Annotated in this window: 20 protein-coding genes and 1 riboswitch; of the genes, 11 read left to right on the forward strand and 9 right to left on the reverse strand. The window is 70.5% G+C overall.

Annotated features, from left to right (window positions below):
* Positions 1 to 3: 3 nt before the first annotated feature.
* Positions 4 to 1,839, forward strand: a complete 1,836-nt coding sequence (locus tag ACZ6ZP_RS32550; RefSeq protein WP_399984476.1) for a GMC oxidoreductase — start codon at positions 4 to 6, stop codon at positions 1,837 to 1,839.
* Positions 1,840 to 1,976: 137 nt separating this feature from the next.
* On the opposite strand, the gene ACZ6ZP_RS32555 is transcribed toward ACZ6ZP_RS32550, so the two are convergent.
* On the reverse strand, positions 1,977 to 2,993 hold the full coding sequence (locus ACZ6ZP_RS32555) for an LPXTG cell wall anchor domain-containing protein (RefSeq protein WP_351172127.1): 1,017 nt from the start codon (positions 2,991 to 2,993) through the stop codon (positions 1,977 to 1,979).
* A 249-nt stretch (positions 2,994 to 3,242) separates the two neighbouring features.
* On the opposite strand from ACZ6ZP_RS32555, the gene ACZ6ZP_RS32560 reads away from it, so the two are divergent.
* The gene (locus tag ACZ6ZP_RS32560; protein WP_351172130.1) at positions 3,243 to 3,668 is read left to right on the forward strand and encodes a hypothetical protein; all 426 of its coding nucleotides are present in this window, start codon (positions 3,243 to 3,245) and stop codon (positions 3,666 to 3,668) included.
* Between the two features lie 164 nt (positions 3,669 to 3,832).
* On the forward strand, positions 3,833 to 4,621 hold the full coding sequence (locus tag ACZ6ZP_RS32565) for a hypothetical protein (RefSeq protein WP_469409384.1): 789 nt from the start codon (positions 3,833 to 3,835) through the stop codon (positions 4,619 to 4,621).
* Positions 4,622 to 5,362: 741 nt separating this feature from the next.
* Here ACZ6ZP_RS32565 and ACZ6ZP_RS32570 read toward each other — a convergent pair.
* Positions 5,363 to 5,857 carry a chorismate mutase gene (locus ACZ6ZP_RS32570; RefSeq protein WP_361468433.1) on the reverse strand — a complete coding sequence of 165 codons (495 nt, stop codon included), beginning with the start codon at positions 5,855 to 5,857 and terminating at the stop codon, positions 5,363 to 5,365.
* 256 nt (positions 5,858 to 6,113) lie between these two features.
* Here ACZ6ZP_RS32570 and guaA point away from each other — a divergent pair, with 256 nt between their 5' ends.
* Positions 6,114 to 7,700, forward strand: coding sequence for a glutamine-hydrolyzing GMP synthase (gene guaA / locus ACZ6ZP_RS32575; RefSeq protein WP_351172136.1), 1,587 nt, complete (start codon positions 6,114 to 6,116; stop codon positions 7,698 to 7,700).
* Between the two features lie 98 nt (positions 7,701 to 7,798).
* On the opposite strand, the gene ACZ6ZP_RS32580 is transcribed toward guaA, so the two are convergent.
* On the reverse strand, positions 7,799 to 8,278 hold the full coding sequence (locus ACZ6ZP_RS32580; protein WP_361468437.1) for a pyridoxamine 5'-phosphate oxidase family protein: 480 nt from the start codon (positions 8,276 to 8,278) through the stop codon (positions 7,799 to 7,801).
* Between the two features lie 163 nt (positions 8,279 to 8,441).
* On the opposite strand from ACZ6ZP_RS32580, the gene ACZ6ZP_RS32585 reads away from it, so the two are divergent.
* The 3 genes from ACZ6ZP_RS32585 (at position 8,442) to ACZ6ZP_RS32595 (ending at position 11,310) form a co-directional block, all read left to right on the forward strand.
* A complete protein-coding gene (locus tag ACZ6ZP_RS32585; RefSeq protein WP_351172142.1) occupies positions 8,442 to 9,227 on the forward strand; it encodes a class II aldolase/adducin family protein in 786 nt (261 codons plus the stop codon).
* A 160-nt stretch (positions 9,228 to 9,387) separates the two neighbouring features.
* Entirely contained in the window at positions 9,388 to 10,653 is a 1,266-nt protein-coding gene (locus ACZ6ZP_RS32590; RefSeq protein ID WP_366464489.1) for a hypothetical protein, read from the forward strand.
* Between the two features lie 132 nt (positions 10,654 to 10,785).
* Positions 10,786 to 11,310 carry a DoxX family protein gene (locus tag ACZ6ZP_RS32595; protein ID WP_351172144.1) on the forward strand — a complete coding sequence of 175 codons (525 nt, stop codon included), beginning with the start codon at positions 10,786 to 10,788 and terminating at the stop codon, positions 11,308 to 11,310.
* Between the two features lie 74 nt (positions 11,311 to 11,384).
* On the opposite strand, the gene ACZ6ZP_RS32600 is transcribed toward ACZ6ZP_RS32595, so the two are convergent.
* Positions 11,385 to 11,672: a hypothetical protein gene (locus ACZ6ZP_RS32600; protein ID WP_468613844.1), complete on the reverse strand. Its 288-nt coding sequence runs from the start codon at positions 11,670 to 11,672 to the stop codon at positions 11,385 to 11,387.
* On the reverse strand, positions 11,659 to 12,996 hold the full coding sequence (locus ACZ6ZP_RS32605) for a PspC domain-containing protein (protein WP_469409388.1): 1,338 nt from the start codon (positions 12,994 to 12,996) through the stop codon (positions 11,659 to 11,661). Before ACZ6ZP_RS32605 ends, ACZ6ZP_RS32600 begins: the two co-directional genes overlap by 14 nt.
* Positions 12,997 to 13,179: 183 nt before the next feature.
* Here ACZ6ZP_RS32605 and ACZ6ZP_RS32610 point away from each other — a divergent pair, with 183 nt between their 5' ends.
* Both ACZ6ZP_RS32610 and ACZ6ZP_RS32615 read left to right on the forward strand, forming a co-directional pair.
* Positions 13,180 to 14,469 (forward strand): ATP-binding protein, encoded by a 1,290-nt coding sequence (locus ACZ6ZP_RS32610; RefSeq protein WP_351172153.1) that lies wholly within the window; start codon positions 13,180 to 13,182, stop codon positions 14,467 to 14,469.
* On the forward strand, positions 14,466 to 15,287 hold the full coding sequence (locus ACZ6ZP_RS32615) for a LuxR C-terminal-related transcriptional regulator (protein ID WP_468613848.1): 822 nt from the start codon (positions 14,466 to 14,468) through the stop codon (positions 15,285 to 15,287). Before ACZ6ZP_RS32610 ends, ACZ6ZP_RS32615 begins: the two co-directional genes overlap by 4 nt.
* Before the next feature lie 28 nt (positions 15,288 to 15,315).
* Here ACZ6ZP_RS32615 and ACZ6ZP_RS32620 read toward each other — a convergent pair whose 3' ends face one another.
* The gene (locus tag ACZ6ZP_RS32620; RefSeq protein ID WP_469409392.1) at positions 15,316 to 15,954 is read right to left on the reverse strand and encodes a hypothetical protein; all 639 of its coding nucleotides are present in this window, start codon (positions 15,952 to 15,954) and stop codon (positions 15,316 to 15,318) included.
* Positions 15,955 to 16,075: 121 nt separating this feature from the next.
* Positions 16,076 to 17,119, reverse strand: coding sequence for a C40 family peptidase (locus ACZ6ZP_RS32625; protein ID WP_468613852.1), 1,044 nt, complete (start codon positions 17,117 to 17,119; stop codon positions 16,076 to 16,078).
* Positions 17,120 to 17,439: 320 nt separating this feature from the next.
* On the opposite strand from ACZ6ZP_RS32625, the gene ACZ6ZP_RS32630 reads away from it, so the two are divergent.
* Positions 17,440 to 17,793, forward strand: coding sequence for a hypothetical protein (locus ACZ6ZP_RS32630; protein ID WP_351172165.1), 354 nt, complete (start codon positions 17,440 to 17,442; stop codon positions 17,791 to 17,793).
* Positions 17,794 to 17,900: 107 nt separating this feature from the next.
* On the opposite strand, the gene ACZ6ZP_RS32635 is transcribed toward ACZ6ZP_RS32630, so the two are convergent.
* The gene (locus ACZ6ZP_RS32635) at positions 17,901 to 19,103 is read right to left on the reverse strand and encodes a C40 family peptidase (RefSeq protein WP_469409395.1); all 1,203 of its coding nucleotides are present in this window, start codon (positions 19,101 to 19,103) and stop codon (positions 17,901 to 17,903) included.
* Positions 19,104 to 19,111: 8 nt separating this feature from the next.
* Positions 19,112 to 19,268, reverse strand: a riboswitch (cyclic di-AMP (ydaO/yuaA leader).
* Between the two features lie 253 nt (positions 19,269 to 19,521).
* Here ACZ6ZP_RS32635 and ACZ6ZP_RS32640 point away from each other — a divergent pair.
* Entirely contained in the window at positions 19,522 to 22,074 is a 2,553-nt protein-coding gene (locus tag ACZ6ZP_RS32640) for an ATP-dependent DNA helicase (RefSeq protein ID WP_366464482.1), read from the forward strand.
* Positions 22,075 to 22,129: 55 nt separating this feature from the next.
* Here ACZ6ZP_RS32640 and ACZ6ZP_RS32645 read toward each other — a convergent pair whose 3' ends face one another.
* Entirely contained in the window at positions 22,130 to 23,782 is a 1,653-nt protein-coding gene (locus tag ACZ6ZP_RS32645; protein WP_399984507.1) for a M23 family metallopeptidase, read from the reverse strand.
* Positions 23,783 to 23,921: the final 139 nt, after the last annotated feature.

A 23,921-nucleotide genomic window follows, 5' to 3' on the forward strand; every position in this document is an offset into this window, starting at 1 on the left:
TCAATGTCACAGGAGAGCTCTGTCCAGAAACAGTCGGACAGTGAGGCGGGTGGGTACGACGACGCGTCGTACGACTACGACGTCGTCGTCGTCGGGTCCGGCTTCGGCGGCTCCGTCTCCGCCCTGCGTCTGACGGAGAAGGGCTACCGCGTCGGCGTGCTCGAAGCGGGGCGCCGCTTCACCCGTGAGTCGCTCCCGAAGAACTCCTGGGACCTCAAGAACTACCTCTGGGCACCGGCGCTCGGCCTCTACGGCATCCAGCGCATCCACCTGCTGGGCAACGTGATGGTGCTGGCCGGGGCGGGCGTCGGCGGAGGTTCGCTGAACTACGCGAACACGCTCTACGTGCCCCCCGCGCCGTTCTTCAACGACGCGCAGTGGAAGGACATCACGGACTGGCAGGACGAGCTCGGCCCCTACTACGAGCAGGCCAAGCGCATGCTCGGGGTGCGGCTCAACCCGACCACGACTCCGTCCGACGTCCACCTGAAGGCGACCGCCCAGGCCATGGGAGTGGGCGACAGCTTCCACATGGCGCCGGTCGGCGTCTTCTTCGGCGACGAGCAGGACGCCTCGGGTACTTCAACGGCCAAGCCGGGCGAGGAAGTTCCCGACCCCTACTTCGGCGGCGCGGGCCCGTCCCGCAAGGCCTGCAGCGAGTGCGGCGAGTGTATGACGGGCTGTCGGCACGGCGCCAAGAACACCCTCAACGAGAACTACCTCTACCTGGCGGAGAAGGCGGGCGCCGTCATCCACCCGATGACATCCGTCGTCACCGTCACCGAGGACTCGCGGGGCGGGTACGCCGTCGCCACCCTGCCCACCGACAACAAGCGCAAGGGCAAGGGACGTACGTTCACGGCGCGCGAGGTCGTCGTCGCGGCGGGCACCTACGGCACGCAGACGCTGCTGCACCGCATGAAGGACACCGGCATGCTGCCGCGCATCTCGGGGCGGCTCGGCGCGCTGACCCGCACGAACTCCGAGGCGCTGGTGGGCTCGCAGACCACCGACCGCCGCTACCGCAAGCTGCACGGCGCCGAGAAGGTGGACTTCACCAAGGGCGTCGCGATCACCTCGTCGATCCACCCGAACGCCACCACGCACATCGAGCCGGTCCGCTACGGCAAGAAGTCCAACGCGATGGGCGGCATGACGATCCTCCAGGTGCCGTACAGCATCAAGGGCGGCAAGGCGCGCGTCGCGGGGTGGCTCGGCAACGCGGTCAAGCACCCCTGGCTGATGGCCCGTTCGCTCTCCAACCGGCGCTGGTCGGAGCGGACCATCATCGGCCTGGTGATGCAGACGCTCGACAACTCCCTGACCACGTACCGCAAGGAGAAGGGCATCGGCAAGGGCCTGCTGACCGCACGGCAGGGCCACGGCGCGCCCAACCCGACGCAGATCCCCGAGGCCACCGAGGCCGCGACGCTGCTCGCCAAGGAGATCAACGGCTTCGCGGGGTCGAACATCGGTGAGCTGATGGGCACCCCGCTCACCGCGCACTTCCTGGGCGGCTGTCCGATCGGCGACTCCGCGGACACCGGGGTCATCGACCCCTACCACCGCCTCTACGGCCACCCCGGCATCTCGGTCGTCGACGGCGCCGCGGTCTCCGCGAACCTGGGCGTGAACCCGTCCCTCACGATCACCGCGCAGGCCGAGCGCGCGATGTCGTTCTGGCCCAACAAGGGCGCCGAGGACACCCGTCCCGCACAGGGCGCGCGGTACGTACGCCTCGCCGCCGTCGAGCCGAAGTCCCCGGCGGTACCGGCGGACGCGTTCGGCGCGCTGAAGCTTCCCTTCCTGGGAATGCCCGCGGTGCCGGCCAAGAAGTAGCCACGCCCTTCCCTGGGGCGCCCCAGGGAACGTACGTACGCGAAAGGACCTGCGCCCCCCTCCGAGCGCAGGTCCTTTCGCGTGTTCAGGTGCCGCTGAGCGGCGTGCCGTTGTCCGGCGGACCGATACCGGCGTGCTTACGCGGTGGCGTCGGCCTTCTTGCGGCGGACGACGAAGACCGCGCCCGCACCGGCGATGACGGCGACACCGCCGACGAGGCCGATGGTCGGCAGCACGGAGCTGGAGCCGGTCTCGGCGAGGCTGCCGGTGGTCGGGATGACCTTGGCGCCGCCCTGGGGCGTCTTGCCGGTGTCGGGCGTCTTGCCGCCCTTGTTCTCGTCGGCCTCGCCCGGGTTCTCGTTGTCGCTGCCGGGCTTCAGGACCGTGAACTCGTAGAAGGAGAACGCGTTGTGCACGCAGTTCGCCTCGGAGTCCAGGTAGCCGCCGAGGCCGAGCGCGTATCCGTCGCCGGCCGGTGCCTTCGCGCTGACGTTGAGGCGCAGCTTGATGTCGACCTTCTCCTTGGCGCCCAGCTCGGTGGTGCCGAAGTAGAGGCCGCCCGAGACCTCGTCCGAGATGGACTCCCAGGCCTTGGAGTCGGGGTTGAAGTACTGGATCTGCGCGTAGTTGGCGAGCCAGTCCTTCTCGTCCTCGCTCTCCGTGAAGTTGTCCACGGCGGCGAGCCACTGGACCTCGCCGAGGTCCTCGTCGCTCGGGTTCGAGGCGGTCAGCTTGAACTGGTGCCAGCCGCTGCCCGCGACGATCTTGCCGGGCAGACCCGAGAGGCCGAGCTCCAGCTTCGAGTCGGCGTCGGTGCCGTCCTCGTCGACCGGGCACTCGGTGGGCTCCTCGGAGGGCTCGTCGGTCGGCTCCTCCGTCTCGGCCGGCGGGGTCGTCTCGGCCGGGGTGGTCGGCGGGGTCTCGGCCGGCGTGGTGGGCGGCGTTTCCGCGGGCGTGGTCGGCGGCGTCTCACCAGGGGTGGTGGGCGGCGTCTCGCCGGGCGTGGTCGGCGGCGTCTCGGACGCGGGGGCCGACGTGCTCGGAGGCGGAGTCGTGGGGTCGTCGGTCGCGAAGGCGGCAGGGGCCGAAAGCAGCGCGAGCGGGGCTATGGCAGCGGTCGCGGCCGCTGCGGCCATGACACGACGAAGCTTCATGAAGACCTCAGTGAGTCCGGCGTACCGCCTGGTGAGCGATACGGAGGTGGAGGCCTCCGCGGTGGGGACGCGGGTGTGGCCGTTGTTACGCATGCATGACCCGTGTCCCCTGTGAATGGTTGTCCTGGAACTCACAGAATTCTTATGTGGCTTGGATCACACAGCTTGTGCGGTTGTCGCCGGGTGCCGTAGAAATTCCTCCGCTCTACGGCGATCCGTCGGGAGCCAGGGGCGGCAGGAGGGGGCGGCGTGGCGAAGCCGGACGAGATACCGGACGAGATACCGGGCGGGATGCCGGAGGAGCTGCCGGACGACGTGTGGGAGCGGTTCGAGCGCGACAGTCTGCGCGACATCCGCACCTCGGCGCCGAAGGAGCCGTCCGCGCGGGCGCGCATGGTGGCCGAGCGGCTGCGGCGCCTCGACGAGGAGGCGGCGCGCCAACAGGCGGCGGACTCGCGGGTATTGGGCCGCAGGCGCAGGAAGCGCAAGGCGGCGCGGGGGGAGGGGGCGGCCGGGGCGTGGCGGCCGGACGAGTGGCGGTCCACGCCGACCGGGCCGCGGCGCGGCGGGCGTTCGGAGCGCAGCCGCCGGGTGTGGAGTGTGGTGATCGTGGTGGGCTGCATGGCGCTGGCGATCGTGGTCCTGAGCCCGTTCCGGTTCTGGATCTGGCGGTAGCTCACTCTGGCGGTGGCTCTCGGGTGGTGGCCGGTTCCGGGGGTGGGAACCGTCCGTAACGATCTTCCGTCGTAGAAGGGGTGCGGGTGACTCCGCATGAGCGGGTGACTCTGCACGACCGGGTGACTCCGCACGATGCGAGACGAGAGTGGGGGAGCGGGAACGTGAAGTCAGCTGTGGCGCGTGGCGTGGTGGCTGTTTCGACCGTGGCGGTGCTGGGCCTTACGGCGGCGTGCAGCGGCAGCGGCAGTGACGGCAAGGGTGACGGTGACGGGGGCGGGAAGCCGTCGAAGTCCGCGCAGTCGGGCGCCCCCTCCGCCACGGCGAAGCTGGAGAAGGCGGCTCTCGCCTCGGGCGACGTGAAGAAGTACAAGGTCGCGAAGGAGCCCGAGGGTTCCAAGGAGCCTGCGGATTCCGCGGCCCGTGCGAACCCGGCCGAGTGCCGCCCGCTGGCCGAGATGCTGACGGCCGCCGCCCCGCCGAAGTCGAAGGCGCACGTCAGCCGCACGCTGACCAGCACCGACGTCGCGGACACCACCACGACCGAGGTCGTGCTGCTCGCGTACGGCCAGGCCGACGCCGAGAAGACCATGGACACGCTGCGTACGGCGACGAAGTCGAGGAAGTGCGCCACGTTCGGGGACGGCGGGCGCCGGTACATCGGCGTCAGGCCGCAGCCCGCGCCGGTCGGCGGCGACGAGGCCGTCTCGTACAAGCTCGCGAGCCGTGCCGGTGAGTTCCTCGACCGGGACCGCGTCACCGTCGTACGCAGCGGCTCGACGCTGGTCGCCTTCCGTGCCTCGAACGTCTTCGACCCGGAGTCGGCCCAGGCCGACAAGGAGGGTGAGGCCGCCGGCCTGCCCGAGAAGTTCCAGGACGGGGTGAAGGCCGACCCGAAGGTCGCCGACGCGATCGTCGACGCGCAGCTCGCGAAGCTGGCCGAGGCGAAGTAGGAGCACAGACCGAAGGGCCCCGCGGGACGGATCCGCGGGGCCCTTGGCTTCAGCACCGACGTCAGGGCAGCGTCGGTGCCACGGAGCGGCGCCGGGGGGAGTGCGCCGCGAGTCTGCGACCACCGGTGGCCGACCCGGCGCACGAGGGGCGCACTAGTGGTCTCGACCAATGGCAATGGAGTTGTGCAGTGCTGGGCGTGCGACCTGTCCTGCTAGGCATCGTGCTCGATGCGCGGCGACCCGCGCAACCGGTTCGACGTGATCCAGACGAACAGGGACAGCTGGGGGCTTTTCCACGGGGACGGAAGAGCTGAAAACCGGGGACAGGGGGACCGGGAGAAGGCTGGGGGCGGCTGGGGGGCGCATTGGGGGACGGACGGTTCGGGACTTCGGGTGGACGCCGGGGGATGTCGAGGGACTTCGGGGGACGTCGGGGGACGTCGAGGGATGTCGAGGGAGTGAGGCCGGTCGGCTCCGGGCGTCCCCGAAGCCGACCGTTCCCTGGGTGACCGGGCTGCTGTCCCCTGCCGTCCGGTCACGTCTCTGGAGCGAGGTCCCACGGCGCACACGATGTGTGCGCCTCATCGCTCCAGCGGAGCCACGCGTGGTTTTTCCGTGCCCGCCCCTGGCTGGCACGGACATCGGGACCAACGAAGCCGCTCCGGACCCGGTCACGCGCCGTACGGGTGAGAGCGGACCCGAACTCAGGTCCGGGGGCCCGGGGCGAAGCTGCGCGGGGGCTCAGACCCGGCCCCGGCACAGCTCCAGGAGCGTCATCGCGAGCGACGTACCGGGCTTGCCGAGCGCGTCCCTGTAGTGGCCGAGGACCTCCATCTCGCGCGAGAGGTTGACGCGGCGGCCGCCCGAATTGATCCGGGCCTCCTGGATGACGGCCGACACGGCCATCCGTTCCTGTACGAGACCGATGATGCGGTCGTCGAGTGCGTCGATGCGGTCACGCGCGCCCTCGATCACGTCGGCGGCCTCGGGGGTGCGGGCGCCGGTCTTGTCGGTCGTGGCGGTGGTCATCTGGGGCTCCTCTGTCGGATGCGGATCTCGGGATCTCGGATCTCGGTGGATCTCGGTGATCCCGGCGGATCTCGGTGGGAGCGCCCCGGAGCGACAAGGCCCGGAAATGACAGAACGCCCCGGGCCTTGTCGGCCCGGGGCGCCTGGGAAGTCGCTTGTCAGTGGATCAAGCAGCTCGACCATGGCAGCCGGCGGGCCGGGTGCCATAGGTAAAGAGGAAGCCGAGGTGCTTGTTCACGGGGCCAGTATGCCCCCACGCGCGCGTGCCTGGTCAACACGGGTTCCGCCGCGGCTCGGATACTGAGACGCCCCGTCCCGCGACCGCCCGCTCGTGCCGGGCTCCGTCGGATGCGACGAAGGGGGGTGTCCGCGAGCCCGTTAGAATCGACAAAACAGACCCCTGCTCACGCACGAGCCCCAGCTCACGCTCAAGCTCACGCTTCAACGCCGGAAGGCCGCCGCCGTGCCATCAGCGTCCCCCGCTGCCGCCGCTCCCGACACCGTTCTGGTCGTCGACTTCGGAGCGCAGTACGCCCAGCTCATCGCCCGCCGCGTCCGTGAGGCCCGGGTCTACAGCGAGATCGTGCCGAGCACCATGCCGGTCTCCGAGATGCTCGCGAAGAACCCCGCCGCGATCATCCTCTCCGGCGGCCCCTCGTCGGTGTACGCGGAGGGCGCCCCGCGCCTGGACCGCGCGCTGTTCGAGGCCGGTGTCCCCGTCTTCGGCATGTGCTACGGCTTCCAGCTGATGGCGACCACCCTCGGCGGCACCGTCGACAACACGGGCGCCCGTGAGTACGGCCGCACGCCGCTGCACGTCTCCAAGTCCGGATCGACTCTCTTCGAGGGCACCCCGGCCGAGCAGCCCGTGTGGATGTCGCACGGCGACGCGTGCAGCGCGGCGCCCGAGGGCTTCACCGTCACCGCGTCCACGGACGTCGTACCGGTCGCAGCCTTCGAGAACGACGAGAAGAAGCTGTACGGCGTGCAGTACCACCCCGAGGTCATGCACTCCACGCACGGCCAGCAGGTGCTCGAGCACTTCCTCTACCGGGGCGCGGGCCTGAAGCCCGACTGGACCACCGGCAACATCGTCGAGGAGCAGCTCGCCGCGATCCGCGAGCAGGTCGGCAACAAGCGCGCGATCTGTGGCCTGTCCGGCGGCGTCGACTCCGCGGTGGCCGCGGCTCTCGTGCAGAAGGCCATCGGTTCGCAGCTGACCTGTGTGTATGTCGACCACGGTCTGATGCGCAAGGGCGAGACCGAGCAGGTCGAGAAGGACTTCGTCGCGGCCACGGGCGTACAGCTCAAGGTCGTCGACGCCCAGGAGCGCTTCCTGAGCGCCCTTGCCGGGGTCTCCGACCCCGAGCAGAAGCGGAAGATCATCGGCCGCGAGTTCATCCGCGTCTTCGAGCAGGCCCAGGCGGAGATCGTCGCCGAGGCGCCCGGTGACCAGCCCGTCGAGTTCCTCGTCCAGGGCACGCTCTACCCGGACGTCGTGGAGTCCGGCGGCGGCTCCGGCACCGCCAACATCAAGTCCCACCACAACGTGGGCGGCCTCCCCGAGGACCTCGAGTTCCAGCTGATCGAGCCGCTGCGCCAGCTCTTCAAGGACGAGGTGCGGATGGTCGGGCAGGAGCTCGGCCTGCCGGACGAGATCGTCCAGCGCCAGCCCTTCCCGGGCCCCGGCCTCGGCATCCGCATCGTCGGCGACGTCACCAAGGAGCGCCTCGACCTGCTCCGCGAGGCCGACGCGATCGCCCGCGAGGAGCTGACCGCCGCCGGTCTCGACCGGGAGATCTGGCAGTGCCCCGTGGTGCTGCTCGCCGACGTGCGCAGCGTGGGCGTGCAGGGCGACGGCCGGACGTACGGACACCCGATCGTGCTGCGGCCCGTCTCGTCCGAGGACGCCATGACCGCCGACTGGTCGCGCCTTCCGTACGACGTCCTGGCGAAGATCTCGACGCGCATCACGAACGAGGTCTCCGACGTGAACCGCGTCGTCCTCGACGTGACGAGCAAGCCGCCGGGCACCATCGAGTGGGAGTAGTCCACAGGGCCTGACGCAGGCCCCTCCCAGACTTGGCAAAGGTCTGAACGCCGGTGCCGCCGCCCCTCGAACCGGGCGGCGGCACCGGCGTTCTGCCGTCACGTCCGCCTGGTCGTCCGCGCCGGCGCACCCGGCTTCCACAGCTGCACCGCCAGATACTTCTCGTCCTCGATGTACGTACGGACCACCTCCGTCAGCTCCGTGCGGAAGAGGTGGAACGCGTCCGGGTCCGGCGGGTCCACCTCGCCCACGTACCGCGCGATGAGCTCGGGGTCCTCGGCCTCGATCGCCCGCCCGGAGATCCGGATGTCGCCCCCGGCCATCTCCGTGCCCGGTCCCGGGTTCGCCTGGAGCGAGAAGCGCGGATCGCGGCGCAGGTCGAGCGCCTTCATCGAGCCCGGCATCATGCCGAGCCACAACTCCCCGTGCAGGAAACGGACTTCGAGCCCGGTCGTGCGCGGCGACCCGTCCTTGCGGAGTGTGGCGAGGACGTGGTGCGTGAACAGGCCGAACCGCTCCTCCGCGGTCCGCGCGAAGGTGGGTTCTGCTGCGCTGAAGGCTGCCCAGTTCGTCGTCATGCGGCGAGTGTCCCGCCAATACCCGACACCTTCTGTCCGGCATGACGCACCGATCTCGGCCCGGCGCCGCGTCCCGGCTGCGCACTCTCTTCACAGGGGACCCCTGTCTTCCTGCGCTGACCGGCGGTAACTTCCGCTCCGTACAGTCAGGGATGGAGGACACATGCAGGCGCCCACACCGATACCCGTCGAGCGGTTGCAGTTCGCGATGCCGCCGGTGCACGAATCCTTGGCGGACGAACGGCGCCACCGCAAGGAACGGCTGGCCGGGGCGCTGCGGATCTTCGGGCGGCTCGGATACGAGGACGGGGTGTCCGGGCACATCACGGCACGGGACCCGGAGCACGAGGACTGTTTCTGGGTGAACCCCTTCGGGATGCCCTTCAAGCACGTCACCGTCGGCGATCTGGTCCTCGCCAACGCGGACGGGCAGGTCGTCGAGGGCCGCCACCACGTCAACCAGGCCGCCTTCACCGTGCACGCGCAGGCACACCTGGCGCGGCCCGACGTCGTCGCCGTCGCGCACTGCCACTCGCTGCACGGCCGCGCCCTGTCCACGCTCGGCGAACTCCTGGACCCGATCACTCAGGAGTCCTGCGCCTTCTACGAGACCCACGCGCTGTACGACGGCTACACGGGCGTCGTCGTCGACGCGGACGAGGGCCGGCGGATCGCCTCCGCGCTCGGCGACCACAAGGCGGTCATCCTGCGCAACCACGGGCTGCTCACCGTCGGCGACTCCGTCGACGCCGCCGCCTGGTGGTTCCTCACGATGGAGCGCTCCTGCCAGGTCCAGCTGAGCGCGCGGGCCGCGGGCCGCCCGATCCTCATCGGTCACAAGCAGGCGGTGGCGACCCGCGAGCAGCTCGGCAGCGATCTCGTCGCGTGGATCAACTACCAGTCCCTGTGGCAGGACATCAGCCGCAGCGAACCGGATCTGCTGGCCTGAGCCGATGATCTCCGCCGTCAACACGAGCGCGGGGCAATCACCCTCGCTGACCTGACCCGAGGAACCTGATCGCCTTCCAGTACGGCACAATCCCCTTTCATCGCAAGGAAGTTCACGTTTCGGTGTACGAACGAGGGCGGGGAAGGCGGCGTACGCGGTGGTGGCGGTGCAGGAGGCGCGGCAGGGCGCACACGGGGGCGGCTGCACATGCGGCGACTGCCCGCACGGCGCGCGCGAGGGGCATCGGCGTGCCGTGGCCGCGTTCCTCGCCAAACGCGACGAGCTGGCGGCGGGCCAGGGGCTGCCCGCGGCGGTCGCCCACTCGGCGGGCGCATCACGGCAGTGGGTGTCGGACGAGCTCACCCAGTCCGCGCGCGCCGTCGCCGAACGCGGCCGGGCCGAGGGCCAGGCCTGGCTCGGCCTGCTGTGGCGGCGCACCGTCGTGGTCGTCTGGGTGGCCGTGGGCGTCCTGCTCCTGGTCCAGGCGCTCACCGCGATCGGCACCGGGTGGACCATCGCCCGCACCGCCGGGGTGCTCGCGGCCGCGATCGTCGCCGCTCTGCTGACCGCCGCCGGATACGCGCACCGGACACGCGGCGGCGTACTCGCGCCGTTGATCGGCGAGGACAACCGCCTCTCCACCTCCCGCGCGGTGGCCGCCTGTTGGGTCCTCCTCGTCGTCTTCGCCGTGCTCGTCCTCGTGGGCGAGCTCGCCGGGGCTTCGGGGCACCGCGAGCGGGACGAGCTGATCGCCGGTCTCGACCTGGCCCGCGCCGCCGGGGCCGTGACCGTCCTCGCCGTGGTCTGCGCGGTGGCCGTGCTCGTACGCCGTGTGGTGGGCCTGCGCGTCCTTGGCCAGCGGCTGCAGAAGGTGCCCGCCGACCGCCCACGGGCCGCCGACCTGCTCACCGACGACGCGGGCCGCGGCAGCTTCGCGGACGCGCAGTACGTGCTGGTCAGCGCCGTCGCCGTGGTCTTCGCCGCCGTACGCCTCGCGCGCCGCCCCGAACAGTTGCCCGATCTGCCGTGGGGTCTTGCCCTCCTCGTCCTGGTGTCGGCGGCCACATACCTCGCGGGCAAGTACGCCGAGGGCGGTCGGCCCGTGATCCTCTCCGTGGTGCGCGCCCGCGAGGCGGGCGACCTCGACGCCCCCATCCGCACCGGCGACGACATCGAGATCCGCGGCGCCGGATTCGTGCCCCCCGGCGCGCAGACCGCCGATCGGCTCGCCCGTATGGTCGTTCGCATCGGAACCGTGCACGTCCATGTGCCGCTGGTCCCCGTGCCGGGCGGTTTCACCAACCCGACCGACGCGGCCCTGACCGTCCCCGTCCCGGTCGACGTGGAGCCGGGGCGTGTCGACGTCCAGGTGATCACCGCCGCGGGCGTGGAGACGAACCACTGCACGATCGACGTCACGGACTGAGGACCTTGGCCCGGCACCGGGCCGGTCCTCGCGAATTCGGTGCAAGCCACTGAGCAGGCCCCCTTGTTCGTACGTATCGTCAGATGACGGGTCCACGGGCGAAGCGGGTCAACGGGAGAGGCGGCGAGAGCGATGGCGCACGGCATGCGTACCGACAGCCACACCAGCTACGTCAGAAGCAGCGGCTGGCGGGAGAGCGCTTCCCGATACGCCCTGCTCCCGCTCCGGATCTTCCTCGGTGTCACCTTCATCTACGCGGGCCTGGACAAGCTCACCGACAGCGCCTTCATGTCGGCCAGCGGCGCGGGGTCCATCGGCGAGATGATGGAAGGCGTCCGCGACATCTCCGCCGTCCCGGCCCTCGTCGACCTCTCCCTCAAGAGCCCCGTCGGCTTTGGCTACGCCATCGCCCTCGGTGAACTGGCCGTCGGCATCGGCACCCTCGTCGGCCTCTTCGCCCGGATCGCCGCGCTCGGCGGTGCGCTGATCTCGCTCAGCCTCTGGCTGACCGTGAGCTGGTCCACCGAGCCCTACTACTACGGCAACGACCTGGCCTACCTGATGGCCTGGCTCCCGCTGATCCTCGCGGGGGCATCCATCTTCTCGGTCGACGCGATGATCGCGAACCGGCGCAAATACAGTTCGGGGCTCGGCTGAGCCGTCCGACGGGCCGAAGCGGGATGGGTCGGGCTTGGCCGAGCCGTGGGCCTGGTCGGTCCCGGCAGGGTCGGCTAGGCGTCTTTGGAGTCGTCGCCCGGGCGGTCGGGTATCCGGTCGGCTGTGGTGTCCGCCGGTCGGCTCGGGGCGCGGTCCGCCGAGCGGGCGGTGGGCCGGCCGCGTACGCCGTACGAGACGGCTGCCGCCGCGCCGCCGAGCAGCAGCCCCGCCAGCAGGAGCGGGAACGCCACGAACCACGGCGTGTCCCAGACGCCGCCCGCGTCGCCCGCATAGGCGATGGCCGTGATCAGGAGGAAGAGGCCGAGGACCAGCTTGCCGGGATGGAACTCATGACGTAGCACGGCTCACCTCCACCTGTCCGATGCCCATTTCGATGTGCAGCTCGAGCGTGCCGCCGTCCTTGCTGTCCGCGGGAGGATTCAGCGTCACCGACTTCTCCTTGCCCGGAGCGATGTCCACGTCGCTCTTGGGATCGTCCGGCAACTGGATGTCGCCGATGCCCACTTCCACGTTCAGCTTCACCGTGCTGTCCTTCGGCACGATCACCTTCACCTGCCCGGCCCCCACCTCGGCGCTGGTGCTCAGCGTCCGGCCCTTGCCGGGACCGGCGCGGGTCAGGTCGAGCGTGCCGATGCCCGACCCCAGTTCGTACTGGGGCGCGACCTGTGCCGCCGTGGTCGGCCGCCACTCCGTCTCCGCCCAACTGGTGCTGATGTCCTTGGGCAGTGCGGCGGAGCCCGCGAGGAGCCCGGCCGTGATCACCGCGAGCACGATCGAGCCCACGCCGGTGCGCCCGAGGAAGGCGCTGAGAGCGATGCCGATGCCGAACACGGCGAGGGCGAGGGCGAGGCCGGCCTGCAGGCTGGTGCCGAGCGGCTGCTCCTCCCAGGTGAGGCCGGTGCCGAGACCGCCGGCGAGCAGCGCTCCCAGGAAGACGGAGCCACCGATCCAACGGGGGCCGCGCTGCTGGGGCCGGGGGGCCGCCGCGGGCTCCCGCTGCCGTATCCGCCCGTGCGGTGGGTCGGGCTGATACTGGACGGTCACGCCCTCGGGCCCCCAGAAGTAGCCCGAGATCCCGTCGTGGGTGCCGTCCTTGACGATCGGGTCCCGCCACCACGACGGGACACCGGCCACCGGTGGAGCCTTCGCCTCGGGCGGTGCGTCCGCCACGGCCTGGGCCGCCACCGGGTCGGGATCGGTCGTGCCGCGCTGCTGCGACCAGTACCCCGCGCCCGCGAGGAGCAGGGCGAGGACGGCCGCGAAGGTGAGGGCCCCGCCGTTGTTCAGCAGGGAGAGGAAGACGCCGCAGCCGACGAGGGCGAAGAGCACTGCCGTCAGGGCCTGGCCGTCCACCCGGCCGGAGAGGAGCCGACGCGCCTCGTTCTCCTCCTCGTCCTCGAAGGGGACGAATAGCCACGCGAAGCCGTAGAAGACAAGGCCGAGCCCGCTGGTGACGGAGAGGAGCGCGAGCCCGATCCGGAAGATCACCGGATCCATGTCGCAGTGCTGACCCAGCCCCGCGCACACGCCGCCCAGCCTTTTGTGCCGCCGATCGCGGCGGAAGGCCCGCACGTCCCACGGCCCGCCCGGCTCCCGCGCCGTGGCGGCAAGGTGGTCGCGCGGTGCGGCCTGCGGGCCCGTCCCGGCGGGCTGCTCGTCTGTCATGTGTCCATGGTGACGGGCCCGAGGCCGCCGCGGCAGTCGGGACAACCCTGGCCGAACCCTGAGATCGCCCCTGACACGTCCCTGCCCCGACCTCCGCGCCCCGCCGTCCGGGTCGGAGATCAGGGACGTCTCGGGGGTCGACCCTGATGCCCGCGCCCGCGTACGCGTGTGAATATCGGAGACATGCCGGAAGCCGCAGCAGTATCCATCGAAGACGAGCGGCCGCTGCGAAAGCTCTATCGCAGCGGTGACGGCCGTTGGCTCGGCGGTGTCGCTCGCGGCCTCGCCGGTCATCTCGGGCTGCCCGTGGTCTGGGTGCGGCTGATCTTCGTCGGTCTGTTCATGGCGGACGGGCTGGGTGCGTTGCTGTACGCGGCGTTCTGGTTCTTCGTGCCGCTGGGTGTCGGCGGGGTCGACGCCGAGCGCCCGCCCACCGCCGTCACCACCGAGACGGCGTCCGACGGACGCCGCAGACTCGTGGCCCGCAAGCCGGACAAGGGCCAGCTCGTCGCGCTGCTGGCGATGGTCATCGTCGCCATGGTCTTCGTCGGGAACGTGGATCTGGGCAGCTCGACCAAGGCCTATCTGGTCCCGACCCTGCTCGTCGCCGCCGGTGTCGCCCTGGTCTGGCGGCAGGCGGACAACGCCCGCAGGGCCCGCTGGATGGCCGTCGGCCGCCGCAGGCGCACCCTGACCATCGCCCGCGCGGGGGCCGGAGTGCTGCTCGTCGGCGCCGGTGTCTCCGGCATCTTCGTGCTGCAGGGCTCCACCTCGCACCTCAGCTCCGTGCTGCAGGCCGCGCTGGCGGTGCTCGTCGGCGTCGCGCTGCTCGCTGGCCCCTACCTCGTGCGCATGATGCAGGACCTCTCCGAGGAGCGGCTGATGCGTATCCGCGCCCAGGAGAGGGCGGAGGTCGCCGCCCATGTGCACGACTCGGTCCTGCACACCCTGACCCTCATCCAGCGCAATGCCGAGAGTGCCTCAGAGGTGCGCCGCCTGGCCCGCGCCCAGGAGCGCGACCTGCGTCAATGGCTCTACAAACCGGAGGGCACCGGCAAGGACGAGGCGGATGAGCCCGACACCCTCGCCGAAGCGGTCCGGCGCGACGCCGCGGAGGTGGAGGACAAGCACGGCGTCCCCATCGAGGTCGTCATAGTCGGCGACTGCCCGCTCGACGACCGGCTGACGGCGCAGGCGCAGGCCGCGCGGGAAGCAATGGTGAACGCCGCCAAGTACGGTGGCGAGGGCGGTGCGGTGCAGGTCTTCGCCGAAGTCGAGGGGGAGACGGTGTTCGTGTCCGTCCGGGACCGTGGCCCCGGCTTCGATCTGGATTCCGTGCCGGACGACCGCATGGGCGTACGAGAATCGATCATCGGCCGTATGCAGCGCAACGGCGGCACGGCGCGCCTGCGCGCGGTGCCGGGGGGCGGCACGGAAGTCGAGCTGGAGATGGAGAGGACGGCGACGACATGAGCGACGCGAGCGAGCCCGTGGGGCCCAGGGGTGGATCGGACGGAGCAGTCGAACCGTCCGCGGCCGAAGCGAACACGTCTGCCGGGGCGAATGAACCGGCTCAGGCCGCCGGTGGGGCTGGCGCGGCCAGTGGTGCCGTGGGCGGTGACCAGGAGGGCCGCCGTGCGCGCGTCGTCCTCGTCGACGACCACCGGATGTTCCGCACGGGCGTCCAGGCGGAGATCGGCAGGACCGCGATCACCGGTGTCGAGGTCGTCGGCGAGGCGGCGGACGTCGACCAGGCGGTCACGGTCATCACGGCGACGCGTCCCGAGGTCGTGCTCCTCGACGTGCATCTTCCGGGCGGCGGCGGGGTCGAAGTGCTGCGCAGGTGCGCGCCGTTGATGTCCGATGCCGAGCGGCCCGTGCGGTTCCTCGCGCTGTCCGTGTCGGATGCCGCCGAGGACGTCATCGGAGTCATCCGCGGTGGTGCCCGCGGTTATGTCACCAAGACGATCACCGGTACGGACCTGGTCGACTCCATCTTCCGGGTGCAGGACGGCGACGCGGTCTTCTCGCCGCGCCTGGCCGGGTTCGTCCTCGACGCCTTCGCGTCGACCGACGCGCCCCCGGTCGACGAGGACCTGGACCGCCTCACGCAGCGCGAGCGCGAGGTGCTGAGGCTCATCGCGCGGGGGTACGCGTACAAGGAGATCGCCAAGCAGCTCTTCATCTCCGTGAAGACGGTCGAGTCGCATGTGTCGGCGGTGCTGAGGAAGCTGCAGCTGTCCAACCGGCACGAGCTGACGCGGTGGGCGACGGCGCGGCGGCTGGTCTGACGGTCCCCGCGGCCGGGGGCGGTCCTGGCTAGCGGTGCGCGCCGTTCGCAGCGGGGGCGGGGCCCAACTTCCGTATCGCCCAGCGGTAGTGGCCCACCGCCTTGGTGATGCCGATGAGGCCCGTCAGCCACAAGATGAGGCCCGTGCCCATGCCGAGCGCGACGTCGCTGTACGAGTCGCGTCCCGGCTCGGCGTAGGCGGCGGCCGCGAACGACGCCCACAGGCCGAGTGCGCACACGAGGAGGGACGAGAGGAGCCAGCAGAGGCTGAGGCCGGGGGAGCGGAGAGCGGAGTCCGACGCCGGGTGGCTGTCCAGGGCCAGCCAGCTGTCGGTGAGTTCGCGGGCCTTCCGGTCGTTGCGGATACCGACGACGACGCCGATCACGCAGGGCACGAGGGCCCCGAGGCCCAGGACCGCGCAGAGCGGGACCATGACGAAGGCCATCACGTCGTGGTCCTCGATCATTTCGAGCGGCACCGTCAGGAGCGCCCAGCCGACGACACAGCCGAGCGCGAACAGCCAGAGCAGCAGGATTCGGTGCACGCCCATGATCTGCCTGCGCAGCGCTTCGAGTGCCATGCCGCGGTCGTGCAGCAGCGCGTTCCGGTCCTGCCAGGTGCGCAGGTAGGCAGGTGGCGGAGGGGGCGGCAGCGTACGGCGGGGCATGGCCCTGACAGTACCTCCGGGTCCACAAGGCTTCTCACCCCGCCCGCAGTGCCCTACAACACCCTGCCCGCGATGCCCCGCGCCCCGCCGACAACGGCCTGCGCCCCCCTCACGTGACCTCTCACGCCACCCGCGTCGCGCCCGCGAAGGGCATCTGGCTGATCGGGGCGAGACGTACCGGAGCGCTCGGGTTCGGGGCGTGGATCATCTGGCCGTTGCCCACGTAGAGCCCCACATGGCTGATGCCCTGGTAGAAGAAGACCAGGTCGCCGGGCTGGAGTTGGGAGCGCGGGACCCGCTCGCCCGCCGCGATCTGCGCGTACGTCGTGCGCGGCAGGTCGACCCCCGCAGACCGGTAGGCGGCCTGGGTGAGCCCGGAGCAGTCGAAGGCGTTGGGACCGGTGGCGCCCCATACGTACGGGCTGCCGAGGGCCTTGTGGGCGTACGAGACGGCCGCTGAGGCACGGGCGTTGGGCGCCTTGGCCGGGGCGCCCGAGACGCCGTCGCGGCCCGCGGTGCGGGACGCCCTGTCCTCGCCCGCCAGCTCCGCGCGCTGGTCGCCGGTGAGCTGCGACAGGAGCCGCTTGGCCGCGTCCAGCTTTCCGTTGACCGTCTTCTTGTGCTTCTTCAGCTCCGCCTGGCGGGACTTGAGGTGCGCCAGAGTCCCGTCGGCCTCGGTGTGCAGTTGGTCGACCTCCTGGAGCTGCTTGCGCACTCCGGCCACGGCCGCGGCCTGGCGGCTGTCCGCCCGGTCGGCGAGCGCGGCGCGCTCGAGGTACTGGTCGGGATCGGAGGAGAGCGCGAGCTGGACGGCCGGGTCGATGCCGCCGCTGCGATACTGCGCGGCGGCGATCGAACCGAGGCCCTCGCGTGCCGAGTTGAGCTTCTCCGTCTTGCGGGCCGCCTCGTCCCGCAGTTCGCGCAGGGACTTCTCGGCGCCTTCGGCCTTCTCCTTGGCGCCGTTGTACTTCTCGGTGGCGATCTCCGCCTCGCGGTAGAGCGCGTCGACCTTGGACTTCACCTCGGCCGGACTGAGCCGCGGATCCGCGTGTCCTGTCCCGTCGAACGCGGTGGCCGTGGCGGCCCCCGCGAGGGCGATGGTGGCGGCGGTGCGGGCCGTATGGCCACTGAGCGAGCGCTGTCTGGGCTTGCGGTGCGCTGCCACGAAGGGGGGCTCCTTAAGGGTCCGGCGGCGGCCCGCACAGGGGGAGCGGACCGCCGCCGGATTCTCGGCGGTGGTGTCCGACTGCCGCCCCTGGTCCGGGCGGCGGTGGGGAGCCGGTCACCTGACGAAGGACGCTAAACCTGGCCGTCACGGCTTGGTGGCGGATTGTGCACAACTGACGCAAGTGTTCTAGACGGTGACCGTATGTGGCTGTTCGATCTCTCGGGCGAGGACCCTTCGCGTACGCGTGTGACCGATGCGCCGCTTGGGGCCCACCTGGCTACGGAGCGGTGATAAGGCCCCGGCTAGGCTCCGGAACCATGGACGTTCTCACCCATCTCTTCGTCGGCCTGCACATCATCGGCATCGCCTCCCTCCTGGGCGGCTTCCTTACCCAGATGAAGCAGATGGGCCAGGGCACGGCCCGCTTCAACCCGGCGATGCTGCACGGCGCGCTGACGATGCTCGTCACGGGCGTGATCCTGGTGGGTCTCAACCAGGCGGACGACAATCCGGTCAACAACGTCAAGATCGGCATCAAGATGGCCGTGCTGATCGTGATCCTCGCGCTGGTCTACGTGAAACGGGACGAGGAGAAGGTGGACAAGGCGATGTTCGGCGCCGTCGGGCTGCTGACCGTCGTGAACATCTTCATCGCGGTGCTGTGGACCTGACCCGGCCCGCAGAACTCGGCCCGTAGAAACCGGCCCGCAGAACCCGAGCCGCAGAAAAACGGCCCTCCACGCGCGCGTGGAGGGCCGTTTTCTCGTGTGTGTGACGGTTACGCGGGTCGCACGACGCTGTGGATCGGCATGTAGTAGATCGACTCGACGCGGACGTTCGCGCCCGGCTTCGGGGCGTGGATCATCTTGCCGTCGCCGATGTAGATCCCTACGTGGCTGATGTCGTCGTAGAAGAAGACCAGGTCACCCGGCTTGGCGTCGGCGGTCTTCACGGTCGTGCCGACCTTCACCTGGTCCCACGTCGTACGCGGCAGGGAGATCCCCGCGGCCTTCCACGCGTCCTGGGTGAGCCCGGAGCAGTCGTAGGAGTCGGGGCCGGTGGCGCCCCACACGTACGGCTTGCCGATCTGCGCCTCCGCGAAGTTGATCACCTTCGCGGCCTTCGTCGCGTAACCGCTGTCCGTGTCACCGGAGCCGGAGCCGGAACCCGTGCCGGTGTCGGTGCCGGTGTCGGAGCCGGAGTCCGGGGTCTCCTTGTTCTGCTCGCGTTCCTTGGCCGCCGCCTCTTCCGCCGCCTTGCGCTTGGCCTCCGCCTCGGCCTCCTGCTTGCGGGCCAGCTCGGCGGCCTTGCGCTTGGCCTCTTCTTCCTTCTTCTTCTCGATCGCCGCGAGCCGCGCCTTCTCCTCGGCGGTCAGCTCCGAGAGCATCGTGCGCGCCTGGCCCAGCTTCTTCTGGACGGTCTGCTTGCTCGTCCTGAGGTCGTCCCGCGAGTCGCTCAGCGTCTCCAGGCTCTTGGCGGCCTTCGTGCGCTGCTTCGTAGCCGACGCCTGCTGCGTCTGGTAGTCGTCGACCGCCTTCTTCTGGCGCGCGGTGAGCCGGTCCGACAGGTGGTTCTGGTCGAAGTACCCCTGCGGGTCGTCGGCGAGCATCATCGTGGCGGTCTCGGAGACGCCGCCGGTGCGGTACTGGGCCGCGGCGAACGTGCCCAGCTCCTGGCGGGCCTCGTTCAGCTTGTCGGTGCGCTTGGCCACGTCGTCCAGGAGTGTGTCGACCTTCTTGCGCTGCTTGTCGGTGCGCTCCTTGGCCGAGTTGTACTTCTGGGTGGCGACGCCCGCCTGGTGGTAGAGGTCGTCGACCTTCTTCTGGACCTCTTCGAGGCTGGGCTTCTGCGGAGCGGACGGTGCTGCCTGCGCGCTCTGTGACAGCAGGGCCACGGAGGTGAGGGCCGCCGTCGTGATGCCGAGGGCGGGAGTGGCGCGTAGGCCGGCCATGCGGGTCCGCGGCTTGCGGTGCGACGCCAAGGGAGGCGACTCCTTCCGTAGACCGCCTACCGGGTTAGCTGTCGGGTTCGGGCGGGTGGTTCCGGAAGGTTGCCCTACAGTCCCGTACTTCGTACGGGACCGATTCACCCCAAGTTCAAAGTGGGTCCCCGGCTCCGAGGAGATCGAACTCGGCGGAGGCCACCCGTTCCCGGCGGGGTTCGCCGGTGGGAGTGCGAGCGGCCCGGGCAGCAACCTAGCCAATTCGTGTGGCCCGTGTGAAGGTTGATGTTCGATATGCCCGATACGTTTTCGTTACTTTACGAAGCTCTTGACGCGGGCACGCCGTGCCATGGCGGAGCGTGACCGTCCGCGGGCGGGGCGTAGGCGGGCGTAGGCGGGGTGAGGTGGCCGGAACCCGGGGCGGGTTGTCAGTGGGGCCGCCTAGACTCGGGAGGCGATGAGCAGCCTCTTTGATGACAGCTTCCTGGCGGACCTCCAGCCCTCGCGGGCCTCGGAGGAGGAGCCCCCGCCGCCGCCCGAGGACAGTGCCCCGGAATCCGTTCCGGATGATCTGTTCGACGGGAAGTTCGACGCGCCCACACCCCGGGACGCGCACTACCGCGGCGGCGCCCCCCGCCCGGTGATCGACCCGGCGGCCCTGCTCGACGGGCTGAACGAGAACCAGCGAGCGGCCGTCGTGCACGCACACTCCCCGCTGCTCATCGTCGCCGGCGCGGGCTCGGGCAAGACCCGGGTCCTGACGCACCGCATCGCGTATCTCCTGGCCGAGCGGCACGTGCACCCGGGGCAGATCCTGGCGATCACGTTCACGAACAAGGCCGCGGGCGAGATGAAGGAGCGCGTCGAGCAGCTCGTCGGGCCGCGGGCCAACGCGATGTGGGTGTCGACGTTCCACAGCGCGTGCGTGCGGATACTGCGCCGCGAGTCGAAGACGATCGGCTTCACCTCCTCCTTCTCGATCTACGACGCCGCCGACTCCAAGCGGCTGATGGCCCTGGTCTGCCGGGACCTGGACATCGACCCGAAGAAGTTCCCGCCGAAGTCCTTCAGCGCCAAGATCTCGAACCTGAAGAACGAGCTGATCGACGAGGAGACCTTCGCGGGCCAGGCCGCCGACGGCTTCGAGAAGACGCTCGCCCAGGCGTACGCGATGTACCAGTCGCGGCTGCGCGAGGCGAACGCCCTCGACTTCGACGACCTGATCATGACGACGGTCAACATGTTCCGCGCGTTCCCGGACGTCGCCGCGCACTACCGCCGCCGCTTCCGCCACGTGATGGTCGACGAGTACCAGGACACCAACCACGCCCAGTACGCCCTGGTGCGCGAGCTGGTGGGTCCCGCGGACGGCGAGGGCAGCGAGGGCGAGGGACCCGCCGAGCTGTGCGTCGTGGGTGACGCGGACCAGTCGATCTACGCCTTCCGCGGCGCCACGATCCGCAACATCCTCCAGTTCGAGGAGGACTATCCGAACGCGACGACGATCCTCCTCGAGCAGAACTACCGCTCCACGCAGACGATCCTGACCGCGGCCAACGCCGTCATCGAGCGCAACGAAAGCCGCCGCCCGAAGAACCTGTGGACCAACGCGGGCGCGGGCGCGGGCATCACCGGCTACGTCGCCGACACCGAGCACGACGAGGCGCAGTTCGTCGCCGACGAGATCGACCGGCTCACCGACGCGGGCGACGCGAAGGCCGGTGACGTCGCGATCTTCTACCGGACGAACGCGCAGTCCCGTGTCTTCGAAGAGATCTTCATCCGCGTCGGCCTGCCGTACAAGGTCGTCGGCGGCGTCCGCTTCTACGAGCGCAAGGAGGTCCGGGACGTCCTCGCGTATCTGCGCGTGCTCGCCAATCCGGAGGACTCCGTCCCGCTGCGGCGCATTCTGAACGTACCCAAGAGGGGCATCGGCGACCGCGCGGAGGCGATGATCGACGCGCTCTCGCAGCGCGAGAAGATCTCCTTCCCGCAGGCGCTGAAGCGCGTCGACGAGGCGTACGGAATGGCGGCTCGCTCGGCGAACGCCGTCAAGCGGTTCAACGTGCTGATGGAGGAGCTGCGGACCGTCGTCGAGTCGGGCGCGGGTCCCGCCGTCGTCCTGGAGGCCGTGCTCGAACGGACCGGCTATCTCGCCGAGTTGCAGGCATCGACCGACCCGCAGGACGAGACGCGCATCGAGAACCTCCAGGAACTCGCCGCCGTGGCCCTGGAGTTCGAGCAGGACAGCGGTGAAGTCGGTGGCGCCGGTGAGGCCGGTGAAGCCGGTGAAGGTGCAGCGGAGACCGAGGACGCGGACGCAGGAGCGGACGCGGGCGCGGGCACAGGCGTGTCGGGCACCCTCTCCGAGTTCCTGGAGCGGGTCGCGCTCGTCGCCGACTCGGACCAGATTCCCGACGAGGAGGACGACGGCTCCGGAGTCATCACGCTGATGACGCTGCACACCGCCAAGGGCCTCGAGTTTCCGGTCGTCTTCCTGACCGGCATGGAGGACGGCGTCTTCCCGCACATGCGTTCCCTCGGCCAGGTCAAGGAGCTGGAGGAAGAGCGTCGCCTCGCGTACGTGGGCATCACGCGCGCGCGGGAGCGGCTCTACCTCACGCGGTCCTCGATGCGCAGCGCCTGGGGACAGCCCTCGTACAACCCGCCGTCGCGCTTCCTGGAGGAGATCCCGGAGGCCCACCTGGACTGGAAGCGGAAGGGTTCCGTCGGCGCACCGGCATCCTCCGGACCCGCGGCCGGGATCGCCTCCTCCTTGTCGTCGTCGCGCTCGCGCACCGGGGGCGCGCAGGGCTTCGCCACGCGCCGTGCGACGGAGAAGCCGGTGGTCGCGCTGGCGATCGGGGACCGGGTCACGCACGACCAGTTCGGCCTCGGAACCGTGGTCGGGGTGAAGGGCACGGGCGCGAACGCCGAGGCGACGGTGGACTTCGGAGAGCCCAAGCCCAAGCGGCTCCTGCTGCGGTACGCGCCGGTGGAGAAGCTCTAACGCCGCAGGCGGCGGCCCGAGTTGTGCGGGGTCGCCGCGCGGGCGGCGCCTTGAGTTACGTCGGGTCGAGGCCGTGGCTGCGCAGCCACGGCAGCGGGTCGATCGCCGAGCCGCCGCCGGGGCGCACCTCGAAGTGCAGGTGCGGTCCCGTGGAGTTGCCGGAGTTCCCGGAGAAGGCGATGGGGTCGCCCGCCTTGACGGGGCCGCTGGAGACCTTGTGCGTGGAGAGGTGGCAGTACCACGTCTCCGTGCCGTCCTTGGCGGTCACGATCGCCATGTTGCCGTAGGCGCTGTTCCACTTCGTGGAGACGGTGCCGTCGGTCGCGGCGAGGACCTCGGTGCCGTACGCCACCGGGAAGTCGATTCCGGAGTGCGCGGACATCCAGTTGATGCCGGCCTGGCCGTAGTACGCGCTCAGGCCCTGCTGCTTCACCGGCAGCGCGAACTTGGGGCGCAGGCGCTCCTTGCGCGCGGCTTCCTCGGCGGCCTTCTTCTCGGCGGCGACCTTCTCCGCCTTGAGGTCGATGCGCTCCTGGGTGCGGCTCGCGCGGTCGGCGAAGTCACCTGCGTCCGCGGAGAGGTTCGCCAGCTGCGTGTCGAGCTTGTTGTTGGCGGCGGAGGGCTGCACCGACGCCGTGTCCGGGACCGATGCCGCCTGAGCCTCCTTCTCGTCGCCGCCGCCGAAGTCGCCCACGGACGCGGCGGCGATACCCGCGACGCCCATCACGCAGGCGGAGGGCACGGCGACGGTGAAGAGCGCGGAGCGCTTGGCGGGGGAGCGGCGGCGGGCCCGCGAGCGGGAGCCGTGCGCACGGTCCATGACCGGCGGCTCGTCGTCCCCGGCGGTGTCGCGGCCGACCGGCTCGACCGGACCGAGTGAATCGGCGGGAGCTTCGTCGGGCGTGAACTCGTGCTCGGCGGGAGCCGGTTGGGGGTAGACCTCGGTGGGGTGGGATTCGGGGGCGTAGGCATCGGAGGCGTAGGACCCGGTGTCGTACGGCGAATGCTCGTACGTTTCCGGCGCCTCGTACGTGTCGGGCGCTCCGGGCGTGTCCTGAGCCTCGTACGTCCCGTGCACCCCGTGTGCCTCGTGCGTCTCGGGGGTGCCGTACGCCTCGTGCGTCCCGGTGGCCCCGTACGACATGTCCTGCGCGGCGTCCTGGCCGCCGGAGTTCCACGCGGTCGCGTCGTACGCGCCGGTGTCGAAGGCCTGGGTCTCCCACTGGCCGGTCTGCTGCGGCTGCTGCGGTTGGTTCCAGGCGCCGGTGTCCCACTGGCCAGTGGCGTCGAGGCCGGGACCGGGCTGGGCCGGGATGTCGGCGGAGAGGTGTTGGTAGCCGCCGGTCGACCACGTGGCGCCGGTGTCGTAGCTGCCGGTCTCGTAGCCACTGGTGTCGTACGCGGCTTGGTGCTGCGCGGCGTACGGGTCGTGGTTCAGCGTCTGCTGCGTCCCCGTGGTGGACCACTGGCCGGTGTCGTACTGACCGCCGGGCATGTCGCCGAAGAGCGGGTCGGACGCAAAGCTTCCGGTGTCGGGGCCGGCCGTCGCATAGCTGCCTGTGGTGTCGAAGCTTCCCGTGGAGTAGCCGTCGTAACCGGTGTAGGCGCCGTGCTGGGTGCTCTGCTGGTCATACGCCGCGTAGGGCGCATGGTCGGCGGGTGCCGAGGCCGGGGGTGTTGAGCTCCCCGACGGGTGACGGTCGTTCACCAACTTCTCTTTCGCCTCGGCAGCAGGGGCAGAGCAGTGCGGCGACTGTACCCGGCGGTATGCGGGCGCGACAATCTTCGGCAGGTTTCCGGCTCTCAGGAAACGGGCATTCGGCCGCCTTTCGGCGGACGGCGGGCAC

The sequence above is a fragment of the Streptomyces sp. NPDC054047 genome (assembly GCF_055585065.1).